The 14,430-nt window shown below is 35.3% G+C and carries 14 protein-coding genes; all 14 read right to left on the reverse strand.

Going from position 1 to position 14,430, the window contains the following annotated elements; genetic code table 11:
• Window positions 1-13: 13 nt before the first annotated feature.
• The gene (locus AC1RRN_RS13920; RefSeq protein ID WP_492967864.1) at window positions 14-799 is read right to left on the reverse strand and encodes an antibiotic biosynthesis monooxygenase; all 786 of its coding nucleotides are present in this window, start codon (window positions 797-799) and stop codon (window positions 14-16) included.
• A 181-nt stretch (window positions 800-980) separates the two neighbouring features.
• Complete coding sequence (locus AC1RRN_RS13925; protein ID WP_492967865.1) at window positions 981-1,802, reverse strand: alpha/beta fold hydrolase; 822 nt, start codon at window positions 1,800-1,802, stop codon at window positions 981-983.
• Between the two features lie 109 nt (window positions 1,803-1,911).
• A complete protein-coding gene (locus AC1RRN_RS13930) occupies window positions 1,912-2,469 on the reverse strand; it encodes a carboxymuconolactone decarboxylase family protein (RefSeq protein ID WP_492967866.1) in 558 nt (185 codons plus the stop codon).
• A gap of 20 nt (window positions 2,470-2,489) precedes the next feature.
• Window positions 2,490-3,056 (reverse strand): cupin domain-containing protein, encoded by a 567-nt coding sequence (locus tag AC1RRN_RS13935; protein ID WP_492967867.1) that lies wholly within the window; start codon window positions 3,054-3,056, stop codon window positions 2,490-2,492.
• An 11-nt stretch (window positions 3,057-3,067) separates the two neighbouring features.
• On the reverse strand, window positions 3,068-3,292 hold the full coding sequence (locus tag AC1RRN_RS13940) for a 2TM domain-containing protein (protein WP_492967868.1): 225 nt from the start codon (window positions 3,290-3,292) through the stop codon (window positions 3,068-3,070).
• Window positions 3,293-3,320: 28 nt separating this feature from the next.
• Window positions 3,321-3,908 carry an NAD(P)H-dependent oxidoreductase gene (locus tag AC1RRN_RS13945; RefSeq protein WP_492967869.1) on the reverse strand — a complete coding sequence of 196 codons (588 nt, stop codon included), beginning with the start codon at window positions 3,906-3,908 and terminating at the stop codon, window positions 3,321-3,323.
• 74 nt (window positions 3,909-3,982) lie between these two features.
• Window positions 3,983-4,573, reverse strand: a complete 591-nt coding sequence (locus AC1RRN_RS13950; RefSeq protein WP_492967870.1) for a Crp/Fnr family transcriptional regulator — start codon at window positions 4,571-4,573, stop codon at window positions 3,983-3,985.
• 14 nt (window positions 4,574-4,587) lie between these two features.
• Entirely contained in the window at window positions 4,588-5,151 is a 564-nt protein-coding gene (locus AC1RRN_RS13955; RefSeq protein WP_492967871.1) for a Crp/Fnr family transcriptional regulator, read from the reverse strand.
• 258 nt (window positions 5,152-5,409) lie between these two features.
• A complete protein-coding gene (locus tag AC1RRN_RS13960; RefSeq protein WP_492967872.1) occupies window positions 5,410-7,044 on the reverse strand; it encodes a beta-N-acetylhexosaminidase in 1,635 nt (544 codons plus the stop codon).
• 32 nt (window positions 7,045-7,076) lie between these two features.
• Window positions 7,077-7,931 carry a fumarylacetoacetate hydrolase family protein gene (locus AC1RRN_RS13965; protein WP_492967873.1) on the reverse strand — a complete coding sequence of 285 codons (855 nt, stop codon included), beginning with the start codon at window positions 7,929-7,931 and terminating at the stop codon, window positions 7,077-7,079.
• 206 nt (window positions 7,932-8,137) lie between these two features.
• The gene (locus tag AC1RRN_RS13970; protein ID WP_492967874.1) at window positions 8,138-8,902 is read right to left on the reverse strand and encodes an SDR family NAD(P)-dependent oxidoreductase; all 765 of its coding nucleotides are present in this window, start codon (window positions 8,900-8,902) and stop codon (window positions 8,138-8,140) included.
• A gap of 23 nt (window positions 8,903-8,925) precedes the next feature.
• Window positions 8,926-10,581 (reverse strand): UxaA family hydrolase, encoded by a 1,656-nt coding sequence (locus AC1RRN_RS13975; RefSeq protein ID WP_492967875.1) that lies wholly within the window; start codon window positions 10,579-10,581, stop codon window positions 8,926-8,928.
• 16 nt (window positions 10,582-10,597) lie between these two features.
• Window positions 10,598-11,887, reverse strand: a complete 1,290-nt coding sequence (fucP, locus tag AC1RRN_RS13980; protein ID WP_492967876.1) for an L-fucose:H+ symporter permease — start codon at window positions 11,885-11,887, stop codon at window positions 10,598-10,600.
• A 215-nt stretch (window positions 11,888-12,102) separates the two neighbouring features.
• On the reverse strand, window positions 12,103-14,361 hold the full coding sequence (locus tag AC1RRN_RS13985) for a GH92 family glycosyl hydrolase (protein ID WP_492967877.1): 2,259 nt from the start codon (window positions 14,359-14,361) through the stop codon (window positions 12,103-12,105).
• Window positions 14,362-14,430: the final 69 nt, after the last annotated feature.

Here is a 14,430-nt window from a genome sequence, read left to right on the forward strand (position 1 = left end):
TTGAATTGTTATTCTATTCACGAATAAGCGGTGCAAATTCGATCAGATTGTGAATTCCATCCTGAAAAGGTTGTTTTTTTATACTTGTATTTAAGTAATCAATTACAGGCTGAATGGGCGGGAAATTCAAATGATATTGAAACGCATCATTGCTTCGGAATTTTTCAAAAGTGACAAATTGAGTTTTGTCATCCTTTAGTTGGGATAATTGATACGTTACTACACCTGGCTCACTTCGAAATTGAGGCATTGCTGTGTGATAAACGTCTTTGAAATTTTCTTCTGTACCTGCCTTCGCATCTACAAAAAGCATGATCGTTAATTGCTTATCTTCTGTTTTACTGGCTCTTCGCCATTCTTGCTTAGAAATTGGTTCTAAGTCTTTTACATAGATTATTTTTTCAGGTTTAACTAAGGCTGATTTTTCTAAGGCGGTTACAGCTTTGGATTTTGAATTGTTTTTGAATTGATTCAATTCTTTTTGATTGATCCAACGCTCAAACAGCCAAATTACATTCTGATTATCTTGTTCGAAATAAGCTTCCGACATAATATTGCTATCATTTTTTAATGATTCTAAAACATAATCATTTACTGCTTTTTGAAATTTCTCCTGAAATTCCTTTTTTACATCATAACGGGTGATTTTAGCTGTCATTTCTTCATTTTTAAGTTCTTCAGATGTCACTTTCCCTTTAGATACATTTTGTGCTGTTGCAAATGTGCTGCACAATACAAATAGCGTTGTAAAAATTGCTAATGCCATTTGAAAAATTGAGAGATGTGTTTTTGCTTTCATAACTTTTAATTTTTAAGAATTATCTTTTTCGACAAACATTTGTAATGCTTTTAATGTTTACCAAAATTACTACCACATGCATCCTGAAGACAAGGAAGTAAATCACTAAAAATGTGTGATTCAAATCACTTTTGATCCTTAAGAATTTATTTATTCCGTCTTCAGAGGCTAGATTTTATGGTTATTTCCCAATCTTAATCAACAAATCTGAAACAGCTTTTGGTTGAGATAAAAAAGGTGAATGGCTCGTATTTACCGAAAACACTGTTTTGATTTCGGCACCTGCAATCATTTGATCCTGAAGTTTTGGTGAAATCACTTTGTCCTGAAGCGTTTTGATGTACACTTTTTCAACACTACCAAAATTCTGACTTGTCAATGTAACCTGGTTAGAAAAAGGAATAGCTGGTTCAGAGCGATAATTATCAATCACCTTTTGCTTTGCGGCTGCATCACCGTCAGGGATAAAAAGATTCGTCAAGTCCTTTGCATTTACATCAAGCGTTAAATGATCTGCAGACTCCATAAGTGAAAGCCCTAACATCGAATTTGGGTCAGTCATGGCAAGCTCGCCAATTGATTGTCCTGATTTTGGCAAGAAAGAACCAATGTAAACCAACTTACTAATTTTTGAAGGAATGCTTTCGGCAACGGCAGTTACTACCATTCCGCCCATACTATGACCTACCAATATCACTTTGCCTTCTACTTTTGAAATGTCCTCAATAACCTTATCACGATACGCATTGATCGATAAGTTATATGGAGGTGTTTTATCCGTTCCATGTCCCGGAAGCTCAACAACAATCACCTGATTTCCGTTTTTAATCAGGTTTGTTTTTACTTCATCCCAAACATAAGGCGCCTGCCATGCTCCGTGCACCAGAACATAAGTCCTTCGGTTAGCGTTACTTTCTACTTCATTATTAGAACAAGATGCAAATAATGAAAATGACGCAAATGCTAATACTGCTGTTAGCAGCTTCGAAATTGTTTTTTTCATTTTATTAAATTTTAATATTTATGCCTACTTTTTTTGACGGTGTTCAGCGTTTTTCCGTGTTCTTTTAAATTGTTTACAATATTGATTCTAGTATCTTTTAAAGAATATTCTACGGGGCTGGTATATCAAATCCATTCAAAATCATTGCGATCAGACTATAACCTCCAATTAGAAAATATAACTCTGCGACACCACCTTGACCAAGAAGATTTACAGCATGCTTATAAGTTGAATCTGGAATAATTTTACCGTTAACCAAGGCATGCGCGATATCATGTGCCATTTTTTCCTTTTCATCTAATCCATCAGGATGTCCACCAGAGGCAAGTGTTGCGATTGTATTTTGCGGAATTCCAAATGTTTCTGCCATAATCTCGTGAGCGTACAATTCAAAACGGGCACCATAAAATCCGCCTACTGTCAGAATTGCTATTTCACGCAAAGCTTTTGGAAGCGTTGCCTGAGTATCCAGTGTTCTTAAAAAACTTAAAGCCGGAACTCCAAACTGAGGATAATGTAACATTGGAATAAAAGGCCCCAGCAATGCGCCATTTTCATCGACCATATTTACCTGACTCTGACTATTTCCAACAAGATTTGCAATCTCATCGTGAACATATCGTATTTCAGTACTCAATTTTTCAGGTTGTAAAGGATTAATTCTCATGATTTCTATTCTTTAATTATTTAAAATTGTCCCGTAAATTGTCCATCAATAAGTATAAAAGCAATTCGACAATTCTTATCAGATCGGTTTGCCCAGGCATGATTGGTTCCTGACTGAATTACAATATCTCCGGCTTTAATCACTATTTCTTCACGATCAAGAATCATTGTAATTTCTCCTTCTAATACAATTCCGTAATCGAGAGTTTCTGTTCTGTGCATTAAGGGATGTCGGTCACTTTTATGAGCGGTAGAAGCACTTTCTCCTCCCATAGCTTTAAATTTATCTGAAGCATCAGCATCTGATAATTTTCGGATTTCTTCACCTTCAGGCGGAAAATCAATAACTCTTATGCGGGTCCCGTTTTTTGGAGGAGCTAGTACCAAACTTTTTTCATCGGTTTCATCGGGTTGTGGATGAATCAAAGCAGGTGTTTCCAAAGTATGCCAAACTTCAAAAAATGTTGGTCCACCTGGTCCGCCAACTAATTGAGATAATGTTGGCGGTGCATCAGAAATAATTATTGCTTTTCCTTCTCTGTCATGTCCGGTTACGATGCGTCTAAATGTTTTTTGTTGTGTGTCCATGATTAATAGTTTTAAATGTTGCTTCTATTTTTGAAAACAAAAACTCCTAAATAATGAAACAGTAAACCTGTTCCCCATGCTACAGTCTGCCACACTGGCCATAAATAATTTCTGTCAGTAAAAAACCATATTAGCCAAAGGGCAGGAATAGTTAATGCAAATACTAATAAGTGAATTCTGAAACCTTTTTTTGGGTTGATTTGAGCAACTGTGTGCTCGTTTGCTAAATGTCTCATGATATTTGATTTTAATAATTAATAGTTTTTATTTAAGTTGTTTTCCTAATTGTTCTACTTTCTTTAACCACTTATTTCGTTGGCTTTCTGTTGATTTTCTCATGAAACCAAAAGTGGAAAATCGGATAGGGTCAAATCCTACATAACCGAAAACAATGTTTTTTAGAATTTGATATTGTGAAGCACGATAAATAAGATAAAACCACCATTTTGGCGTATCCATCGTAACCAGAAGTCTTAAGCTTTTTCCTTTTAAAAGTTTTTCAGGGAATATTTTTCCTGAATGATGTTTGAAAGCGAAGTCCGGCATCAGAATTCTATCTATAAATCCTTTAGTTATGGCAGGCATAAAACCCCACCAATTTGGATAAGATAAAACAACATGATCTGCCCATAAGATAAGTTCCTGCGAACGGATTAAATCTTCTTCAAGTTGTAGATTTTCACCGTTTTTATATCCATCAGAAAGATTTACATTAAAATCTAATTGGGATATATAGATCGTTTTGCAGTTTACTCCTGCAGCTTCTGCTCCTTTTCTGTAAGCGTCTAATAATGCATTACAAAAAGAATTTTCAGAAGGATGTCCAAGTATTAGTAGGATGTTCGTTTTCATTGCAGTTCATTTAATTTGACACTGCAAAGATTTTAAATAATGAAGAGGGGCACCTGACACAAAAGTGTCAAAAACTATTTATGTGCTAATTTTTGACGAATTCTAGTAAGTGATTGTCTCTCAATGCCAAGAAAGCTGCAAAGATGAGAAACGGATATTCTGTTAAATAGGTCTGAATTATGTTTAATGAAATCAATATAACGCTCTTCGGCGGTTTGAAATATGAAACTTTCAATGCGAGACTGTTGGCGTTTTAAAATTTCTTCGGCAACTAATCTTCCATATTTTTCAAAACCAGGCAAATTTTCATATATCCATTGTAAATTTTCATAGGAAAGACATGCCATAACAGTTGGCTCGAGGCATTGAATAGAATATTTGCTTGGTTGCTGTGTTATAAAAGCAGGATAATGGGTGGCATAATCACCTTCGGTATAAAAACCAACCGTGATTTCATCTCCATCATTGTCTACAAAAGAAGAGCGTACTAATCCGTTTACAATAAAACCTAGCTCTTTTTGTACTTTACCAGATTGCAGAAAAAAATCTTTTTTATGTAATTCTTCAAATGTAAATTTTGAAGCAAAAATCAAAAGCTCGTCATCAGTCACAGTTGGACAAATTTTTCCAACCGATTGTAAAAGTATGACTGCTGCTGACTCCATCTTATTTTGATTTATTAATGTTGATAAAACCGGCTTAGCGTTTCACGGCTTACTCCTAAATATTCAGCAATTAATTTTTTGGGGATTTTTTGTAACAGACTTGGATATGATTTTGCAAACTCTTCGTAGCGTTGTTGCGGGCTGCTGGAAAGAAGTAGTTTTATTCGTTGTTGCAAAGCAATATATCCGTTTGTGAGTTTTATTCTGAAGAAGTGTTCCATCTTATGAAGTTCGGCGGCCAATTTTTCTCTTGATTGGAAAGATAAACAGATAACTTCTCCTTCTTCAAGACATTCAATAAAGACTTCAGAAGATTGTTGTTTAAAAAAGGCTTGATAATCAGACATCCACCAGTTTTCCTGTGCAAACTGAACAATATATTCTTTTCCCTGACCATCTAAATAAAAAACTTTATATATGCCCGATACAACTAAATATTCATATTGCACTTCATCTCCCTGATGAAGGAGATATTGATGTTTACGCACTTTTTTTACAGAAAAAAAGGATTTGATATACTCAAATTCTTCATCATTAATAGATGTTATTCCTTCTATGTGTTTGCGTAATTGGTCCATAATTTTGAAAACTCTTTAACAAAAATATGAAAAATAGATTATAGTATTCAGATTGGTTTTAAGGACATTAAAAAATATCGGGAAACTTTATTTTAGTAAAAGTAAAGCCATTTTGAAAAAATAAGCTTCATTTGTTTGTGTATGTATTACAATATTTTACCAGTCAGCCAGAAGAATACGTCTGTTTTCTAAGAATTCGTATAAAAAAACGAAAGACAGTTCAAAGTAAACTGTCTTTCGTTTTTTATATACTTATTTTCATTTTTCAACAAAAAAATTAGCTCCCCAAATCGTATATCGCTTTTTCATGGTTTCGATTTTGGTTTGAAACTCCGGCCAGTTTTTGTTCTCTTTTGAAGACCATAAAACTTCACTCAAAGCACTCAAACGAGGAAATATCATATACTCTACTTTCGCTGGATTGGCCATATATTCTGTCCAGACATTTGCTTGTGCTCCTAAAACGTATTTTGCTTGTTGTTCGTTTAATTCTTTTGGAATTGGCTCATAGTTATACACTCTTTCTATTGGTAAATAACCGCCAATGGTAACCTCTTTTTCATTTTTGGTTTGTGAGTGATCTAAATAAACATGACTTCCCGGTGTCATAATGACCTGATGATTTTCTTTTGCGGCCGCAATTCCGCCTTCTTCACCTCTCCAGCTCATTACTACAGCATTTGGAGAAAGACCACCTTCTAATATTTCATCCCAGCCAATTAAAGTTCTTCCTTTTCCATTAATATATTTTTCCATGCGCTGAATAAAATAACTCTGAAGACCGTGCTCATCCTTCAACTCTTTTTCTTTTATTAATTGCTGACAAAATTCGCTTCTTTTCCAGGCATCTTTAGGAGATTCATCTCCTCCAACATGAATGTATTTTGAAGGAAATAAGGCCACTACTTCATCAATTACATCTTGTAAAAACTTAAAAGTATATTCACTTGGCACATAAACATCCGAATGAACTCCCCAGGTTTCCTGAACAATTTTATTTCTTCCGTTAGCCATTTCTTCTTTGCTTTTAGCAGAAATCATATTGTCAGGAAGTTGCGTTTTTTCGTTAGGAAAACAGCTCAATTCCGGGTAAGCAGCAATAGCAGCACTACCATGACCCGGCATTTCAATTTCCGGAATTACCGTAATAAATCGATCTGAAGCATATTTTACAATATCTTTTACTTCTTCCTGAGTATAAAAGCCTTGCTCCGGTGTGTTATCGCTTCCATTACCAGGATAGCTTCCTATAATACTTCCGTTTCTCTTAGATCCAATTTCAGTAAGTTTAGGATATTTTTTTATTTCGATTCTCCATCCCTGATCTTCAGTTAAATGCCAATGAAAATAATTCATTTTATGCAACGCCAGATAATCAATATATTTTTTTACAAATGCAACCGGGAAATAATGACGTCCAACATCTAACATTGCGCCTCTGTAAGCAAAACGAGGCTCATCTTCTACCTCTACTGCTGCAATTGCAAGATTTTTGCTTTTTTCAACAGGCAATAATTGAATCAGTGTCTGCATTCCGTAGAAAGTGCCTATAGGAGCATTTCCTGTAATTTGAACACCATTTTTATCTGAAATTAAACTATAGCTTTCACTTTTAAGTCCACTACTATTCTTTTGGCTTGATAGCTTAATGCAATTTTTAGTTGCTTTTTTTGCAATTGGCAATACAAAACCATAATAATTAGATAAATAACTATTTAGAAAAGCAGCCGTAGAATTGTCTTCCTTGCTCGTAACAACCAGATTGGTTTGCGAAGTAATCATAAAATTGCCCGTATTTTTTACGATTTTTACTGGCTGCGGAATGATATTCACTTCTTGTGCAAACGACAATGTACTGCATAAAAGAAGCGAAAAGAAGAATGACTTAACCATATTTTCTATTTATTAATTATTACGAAATCTTATTATTTAGTATAGGCAACGGCCGTTTGTTTGCTGCTTCCTAGACCTTCAATTCCCAATTCTACAACATCGCCCGCTTTAAGGTAAATAGGATCTGGCTTAATTCCCAAACCAACTCCGGGAGGCGTTCCTGTACTAATGATATCGCCCGGAAGCAAAGTCATAAACTGGCTCAAATAATGTAACAAAAACGGAATCTTGAAAACCAGATTTAAGGTGTTGCTGTCCTGGTATTTTTTACCATTTACAGTCAGCCACATCGATAAATTATCAACATCTTTTACTTCCTCTTTAGTAGCCAAAAACGGTCCAAGCGGCGCAAATGTGTCGCTTCCTTTTCCTTTTGCCCATTGTCCTCCGCGCTCGATTTGAAAAGCTCTTTCACTGTAATCATTTAATAATGCATAACCTGCTACATAATCCAAAGCATCTGCTTCTTCAACATAACTTGCTTTTTTACCAACAACAAAAGCCAGTTCTACTTCCCAGTCTGTTTTTTCACTGTTTTTTGGGATGATCAAATTATCATTTGGTCCGCATAAAGAAGTTGTCGATTTAAAAAAGATAATTGGCTCTGTTGGAATCGGTGCGCCGGTTTCTTTGCAATGATCTACATAATTTAAACCGATACAGATTATTTTTGAAGGTCTGGCCACCGGAGAACCTAATCGGACATTTGCATCAACTTCTGGCAACGTTGGATTGCTATCTAATGCTTTTTGCAATTTCTCCAAACCATTTTCTTCAAAAAAACTTTCATTAAAATCTGTCACAATTGATGAAACATCATATCTTTTTTCACCAATTAAAACTCCTGGTTTTTCTTTTCCTATTTCTCCAAAACGTATTAATTTCATTTTTTTTTCTTTTTTAAGGTACTGAGGTTCTAAGGTTCTGAGGTACTAAGTTTTTTTTTAGCTTAGCATCTTAGTGCCTCAGAACCTTAGAACCTTTTTTATTTATTTTAAAGTTGTTCAGTTATATTTCAATTGCTATCGGAAATGAGGATCTAAGTCTGAAAAAACCTTAGAATCTTAGTACCTCAGAACCTTAGCCCCTTTTCTCAATTATTTAATTTGATAAATCCTCCGTCGATTGGGTAATCGCTGCCGGTAATAAATCCGGCTTCGTCGCTGCATAGGTATAATGCCAAGGCTGCGATTTCGTCCGGTTTTCCCATTCTTCCTATTGGTTGCGACTGTGATAATTTTTCGAACATTTCTTCTTCTTTTCCTGCGTAGTTTTTCGAAATAAATCCATCTACAAAAGGCGTGTGAACCCTTGCAGGGGAAATAGAATTACAGCGAATATTTTCTTTTATATAATCTTTTGCTACAGATAAAGTCATGGCCATAACGGCACCTTTTGCAGTCGAATATGCAAATCGATCCGGAATTCCAACCCAGGCAGCGATTGAAGCCATGTTGATAATGACACCACCATTTGAAAGTCTAAATTGCGGGATTGCGGCAAACAGACAGTTGTAAACTCCTTTTACATTCACATCCATAACGCGATCAAAATCAGCTGCTGGAGTAGTGTCCACTTTTCCAACATGCGCGATTCCGGCGTTGTTGATCAGGATATTAATATTGCCGATTTTTTTGAATGTCGAAATTACTTCTTCCTGATTGGCCACATTACAGGCATGCGAAAAAACTTTACCGCCATTTGCTTTTATTTCCTCGACAGCTGTTTTAGCACTTTCTTCTGTTAATTCAATAATGTGAACTTCAGCTCCTTGTTTTGCAAATAAAACCGAAATGGCTTTCCCAATTCCGCTACCACCACCGGTAACAACTGCTTTTTTATTTTGTAATGAAAACATGTGTTTTGTTTTAAATTTTAAAATTATAGAGAAACTCCTCGTTTCCACGGAATAAAATCATCCTGGTTTAATAAAACTGCTTTTGGGATAATTTCACCACTTGCTGCTTTAATACAATATTCCAAAATATCTTCACCCATTTCTTCAATAGACTTTTCTCCGCTAATAATAGGACCACAATCGATATCAATAATATCGCTCATTTTTTTGGCCAGAATAGAATTCGTAGCCACCTTAATAACCGGACAAACCGGATTCCCAGTAGGAGTTCCTAATCCTGTGGTAAACAATATTAAGGTTGCTCCGGATGCCGCTTTACCGGTTGTTGCCTCCACGTCATTTCCTGGTGTACAAACTAAACTTAAACCTGCTTTTGTGGCCGGTTCTGTATAATCTAAAACATCAACTACTGGTGCTGTTCCTCCTTTTTTAGCTGCTCCCGCACTTTTTATCGCATCTGTTATTAATCCGTCTTTAATATTTCCCGGGGACGGATTCATATGAAATCCTGAACCAACTTTATGCGCCAAAGCATCGTAAGACTGCATTAAATCAATGAATTTTTTAGCGACTGGTTCTGATATACAACGATCAATTAAATTCTGTTCTACTCCACATAATTCAGGAAATTCAGCCAATAAGACTTTACCACCCAAAGCCACCAGTAAATCTGATGTATAACCCACAGCAGGATTAGCAGAAACGCCACTAAAACCATCACTTCCTCCGCATTTAACTCCTAAACATAATTCGCTTAAAGGTGCAGGAACTCTTTCTTGTTTGTTTATTTCAATTAATCCTTCAAATGTCCTTTTAATAGCATCGGCAATCAATTGTTCTTCACTTTTTGACTGTTGCTGTTCAAAAATAAAGATCGGTTTATCAAAAGAAGGATTTTGCTTTTTTACATCATTAGTAAAATCCTGTACCTGCAAATGCTGGCATCCCAAACTCAGTACTGTAATTCCTGCCACGTTTGGATGGTTTGCATATGAAGCCAATAAGGCACTCAATGTCGAAGCATCCTGACGCGTACCTCCGCAACCTCCCTGATGATTTAAGAATTTTATTCCATCAACATTTTTAAAAACCTTATTCTCATTATGATCTGGAGTTAGCTGTACATCAATTGCATCGAGGCTTTCTCCATTTTTATAAGCCTCAAGTAAGTGATGCGTATATTGAGTGTATTTATCACTTACTGAATATCCTAACTCATTATGCAAAGCTTCGCGTATTACATCCAGGTTTCGGTTTTCACAAAATACAGTTGGTACAAATAGCCAATAATTAGCTGTTCCAAAACGGCCATCATTTCTTTTATATCCTTTAAAAGTCCTGTCTTTATATTTTGAAACATCTGGCGCTTGCCACACAAAATCTACATCGCGATATTGATACGGTTCTGCTGCATGTTTAAGATTATCAGTAGTCATTAAACTGCCTTTCGCAACATCACTTTGCACCTTTCCAACCAAAACGCCATACATGATTATCTCGGCTCCCGCTTTTAAATCAGTAATATAAAATTTATGTTTTGCCTTAATTGTGTCCTGAAGAATATAATTTTCATTTTCAAAAGTGATACTTTCTCCTTTTGGTAAATCCGTTAAAGCTACCAGAACATTGTCTTCCGGATGCATTTTTATCACCAGTTTTTTAACTCCGTTTTCTAACATATTATATAAATAGAATTTATGCTTTATTTGTTTTATGTCCGTTAAATGCAAACAATAGTATTACTGAAAAACAGATCAACGGAACGATATAACCGTTCTGAATACTTCCTGTAACATCTGAAATAAATCCTAAAACTGGAGGAAGTAATGCGCCACCAACTATTGACATTACAATCAATGAAGATCCAATTTTAGTATTATGCCCGAGTCCGTCAATTCCCATTGAAAAAATAGTGGGAAACATGATACTCATAAAAAATGCAATTGCTATTAAAGTATAAATCACTAACATTCCGCTTCCCGTTATAGCAACTACAGATAATAGTATCGTAATGATCGAATAAATAATCAATAATTTTCTTGGCTGAATATATTGCATGAAGAAGGTTCCTGCAAAACGACCCAACATAAATGCCAGACCATAAAAACCTAAATATTTGGCCGCGATATCTTCATTTAAACCAGCCGAAGTGGTGGCCATTTTGATAAAAAAACTTCCAACACAAACCTGTGCTCCAACATAAAAGAATTGCGCTAAAATTCCCCATCGCAAACGCATGGATTTCAAGGCTCCGGCAAAACTAGCTCCTTCTGCTCCTTCTTTATCTTCGTCTTTTACATCGGGCATATTTGTAAAATAAAAAACTACAGCTACTGATAAAATAATCAATCCTAATATTAAATAAGGCATTTTTACACTTGCCGCTTCTTCTAAAATATGAGCTTGTAATGCTGTGGGTGTCATGGCATCTAATTCAGCCTGACTTACATTTTTTCCGGATAGGATCATTGGTCCAATATAAGCCGGAGCAATAAAGGCCGCCAATCCGTTAAACGATTGAGAAAAATTCAATCTTTTAGTTGCCGTTTCAGATGGGCCTAAGATTGTTACGTAAGGATTCGCTGCTGTTTCTAAAAATGTAAGTCCACAAGCTATAACAAACAAAGCACCTAAAAAATAGATGTATTGTAATGAATTGGCGGCAGGAACAAATAAAATGGAACCAATACCAAAGAGAACCAATCCTATCATAATACCCGATTTATAACCGTATTTCCTCATGATATAACCTGCAGGCAAAGCCATAACGAAATAAGCAATGAAAACAGAAGAATCAATTAAGGAAGATTCTAAATCTGTTAGATTAAATGCCTTTCTCAGATGCGGAATAAGTATCGGATCTAAATTGTGTACAAATCCCCAGAAAAAAAACAAACTGGTTACCAATATAAAAGGAAACAGCCATTTTTTATTTTCTTTTGATTCAACATTCTTTTCAACATCTAACGGAGTTATTAATGCCATATGTTTTTTATTAAATTCATACATTTTTAGGAATATAAAAATATAATACCCGAAGGATAATAATTAATTCAATATTACCCTTGTTTAATTAGTAATTATCTTTTCTCCTGAAAATTAGAACAAATGAAAAATGTGTTTATAAAAAAGTCCGGAAAAACATTTTTATTTTATATTTAATAAAAACATCTTTCCGGACTCTAACTCATTCAAAATATTTATTTTGCAGAATAAGGTCTGTCTTTAGCCGAAACTCCCCAGGTTTTAGAAGGTTTTTCTCCCATTGTAAAAATCAATTCTCCTCCCTTCATTATGTCAGCATGAAGCAGATAACTCTTTGTATATGGTTTTCCGTTCAAAGTTGCTTTTTGAATGTAGATATTTTTTGGATTGTTGTTTACCGCTTTAACCGTAAAGCTTTTTCCATCAGCCAACTTCAACACTGATTCATCCATACTTGGGCTGCCAATAACATAAACTCCATTGAATGGATTTACAGAATACATACCCAAAGAACTCCAAATATACCATGCCGACATTTGTCCAACATCTTCATTTCCACACAATCCATCTGGTTTGTCACTATATAAATTGTCAACGATGTAACGTACTTTCTCAGCTGTTTTCCAAGGTTGCCCTACGAAATTGTATAAATAAGTAATATGGTGACTTGGCTCGTTTCCGTGTGCGTATTGTCCAATCAAACCCGTAATATCATTTGAAGCTTCTTTACCCATATCACCGGAAATTGTAAACAAAGTATCCAGCTTTTTTGTAAATGGTTTTTCACCGCCCAGCATTGCAATAAGTCCTTCAACATCCTGAGGTACTAACCAGGTATATTGCCATGCATTTCCTTCAGAAAAATCACCTTTTTCATGTATCGATTTAAAAGGATCAAAAGGTGTTCTCCATTCTGTATCGCTTAACTTTGCGCGTACAAAAGTTACTGAAGGATCATAATATTTTTTATATGCTTTCGAACGGTTATCGAAGTAATTATAATCTTCTGTCTTTCCCATTTTTTTTGCCATCATCGCAATAGCGCCATCGGAGATTGCATATTCTAATCCATAAGATACTGATTCTCTCAAGCTATCGCCGGGAATATATCCTAACTTTTTTACGAAATTAACCCCGCGATCATCCTGCATGGCGGTAGCTTTTACTGCTTCAAAAGCCAATTCGCCATCGATTCCTTTTATGCCTTTTAAATAGGCATCAGCGACAATTTGAATAGCGCTGTTTCCAGGCATACAATAGGTTTCATTTCCCATTAAATGCCAAACCGGAAGATGGCCTGTTTCCTGATAAATCGCCAACATCGAATTAATTATATCTGAAACTTTTTCTGGTTGTGTTAAGGTAAGCAAAGGATTTGCTCCTCTATAAGTATCCCACAATGAAAAAGTAGTCAAATTTGTAAATCCTGCTGCTTTATGAACTTGTTTGTCTGAACCATAATAATCGCCATTGCTATCATTATAAGTTGAAGGCGCAATCATGGTGTGATACAAAGCCGTGTAGAAGATTTTCATTTTAGCAGCATCATTTGATTTTACTGTAATTTTACCTAACTCTTTATTCCATTTTTCATCTGCCTGAGTTACTACTTTTTCAAAATTCCAGTCTGCGATTTCTTTTTTAATGTTCATTAAAGCGTTCTCAGTACTCACTGCCGAGATTCCCACTTTAATTTTTATTACTTCATCTTTTGAAGTCGAAAATTGAAGTACCGCTTTTGCACTATCGCCTAAAACGACTTTATTGATCATCTCTTTTGTACTGTTGTACAATTGGATTTTTTTGGCTGGTTTTGATAAAATTGCTGCGAAATAAATTCGTTGATCATTTGCCCAACCTTTAGAAAAACGATAGCCTTCAATTAAAGTATCATTTTTTACACGGATGTAAGTGTCGACAGCTTTGTCCCAACCAATTCCTTCTACCAAATCTAAAATGATATGGGATTTATCTGAAGCTGGGAAAGTATATTTTTGAAAACCAACTCTTTCAGAAGCCGTCATTTCAGCCTTGATTCCATTTTTCTTCAAAATAACCGAATAATAGCCTGGTTTTGCTATTTCATCTTTATGATCAAAACCTGAAATATATCCGTTTTCCATGTCTTTGGCAGTTCCTTTTTTCAGGTTGATTTTACCAACTGCGGGCATAAAAAGAAAATCACCGAGATCACCAATTCCGGTTCCGCTTAAATGCGTGTGCGAAAATCCGATAATTGTGGGATCAGAATAATGATAACCCGAGCACCAATCCCAACCTTCTGAGATATTTACAGGTCCTAATTGAACAGCTCCGAAAGGAACATTTGCCCCCATAAAAACGTGTCCGTGAAATCCTGTCCCAATATAAGGATCTACATATTGCGTTAAATTCTGTTTCGAAGTCTGACTATGCAATTGCATCGTACAAATCCCTAAAATTGCAAAAAATGCTGCTTTAAATTTTCTATTCATTTTCGTCTATTATTTTATACAACAACAAGCATAAAATCTTGTTTCTTGCTTCTTTATTCTATTTTCTAT

The sequence above is a fragment of the Flavobacterium sp. GW821-FHT11G01 genome, from assembly GCF_058808175.1.

Coding starts and splice junctions, on each gene's coding strand:
- AC1RRN_RS13920 (WP_492967864.1), bottom strand. CDS start 799: ATGAAAGCAAAAACACATCTCTCAATTTTTCAAATGGCATTAGCAATT.
- AC1RRN_RS13925 (WP_492967865.1), bottom strand. CDS start 1,802: ATGAAAAAAACAATTTCGAAGCTGCTAACAGCAGTATTAGCATTTGCG.
- AC1RRN_RS13930 (WP_492967866.1), bottom strand. CDS start 2,469: ATGAGAATTAATCCTTTACAACCTGAAAAATTGAGTACTGAAATACGA.
- AC1RRN_RS13935 (WP_492967867.1), bottom strand. CDS start 3,056: ATGGACACACAACAAAAAACATTTAGACGCATCGTAACCGGACATGAC.
- AC1RRN_RS13940 (WP_492967868.1), bottom strand. CDS start 3,292: ATGAGACATTTAGCAAACGAGCACACAGTTGCTCAAATCAACCCAAAA.
- AC1RRN_RS13945 (WP_492967869.1), bottom strand. CDS start 3,908: ATGAAAACGAACATCCTACTAATACTTGGACATCCTTCTGAAAATTCT.
- AC1RRN_RS13950 (WP_492967870.1), bottom strand. CDS start 4,573: ATGGAGTCAGCAGCAGTCATACTTTTACAATCGGTTGGAAAAATTTGT.
- AC1RRN_RS13955 (WP_492967871.1), bottom strand. CDS start 5,151: ATGGACCAATTACGCAAACACATAGAAGGAATAACATCTATTAATGAT.
- AC1RRN_RS13960 (WP_492967872.1), bottom strand. CDS start 7,044: ATGGTTAAGTCATTCTTCTTTTCGCTTCTTTTATGCAGTACATTGTCG.
- AC1RRN_RS13965 (WP_492967873.1), bottom strand. CDS start 7,931: ATGAAATTAATACGTTTTGGAGAAATAGGAAAAGAAAAACCAGGAGTT.
- AC1RRN_RS13970 (WP_492967874.1), bottom strand. CDS start 8,902: ATGTTTTCATTACAAAATAAAAAAGCAGTTGTTACCGGTGGTGGTAGC.
- AC1RRN_RS13975 (WP_492967875.1), bottom strand. CDS start 10,581: ATGTTAGAAAACGGAGTTAAAAAACTGGTGATAAAAATGCATCCGGAA.
- fucP (WP_492967876.1), bottom strand. CDS start 11,887: ATGGCATTAATAACTCCGTTAGATGTTGAAAAGAATGTTGAATCAAAA.
- AC1RRN_RS13985 (WP_492967877.1), bottom strand. CDS start 14,361: ATGAATAGAAAATTTAAAGCAGCATTTTTTGCAATTTTAGGGATTTGT.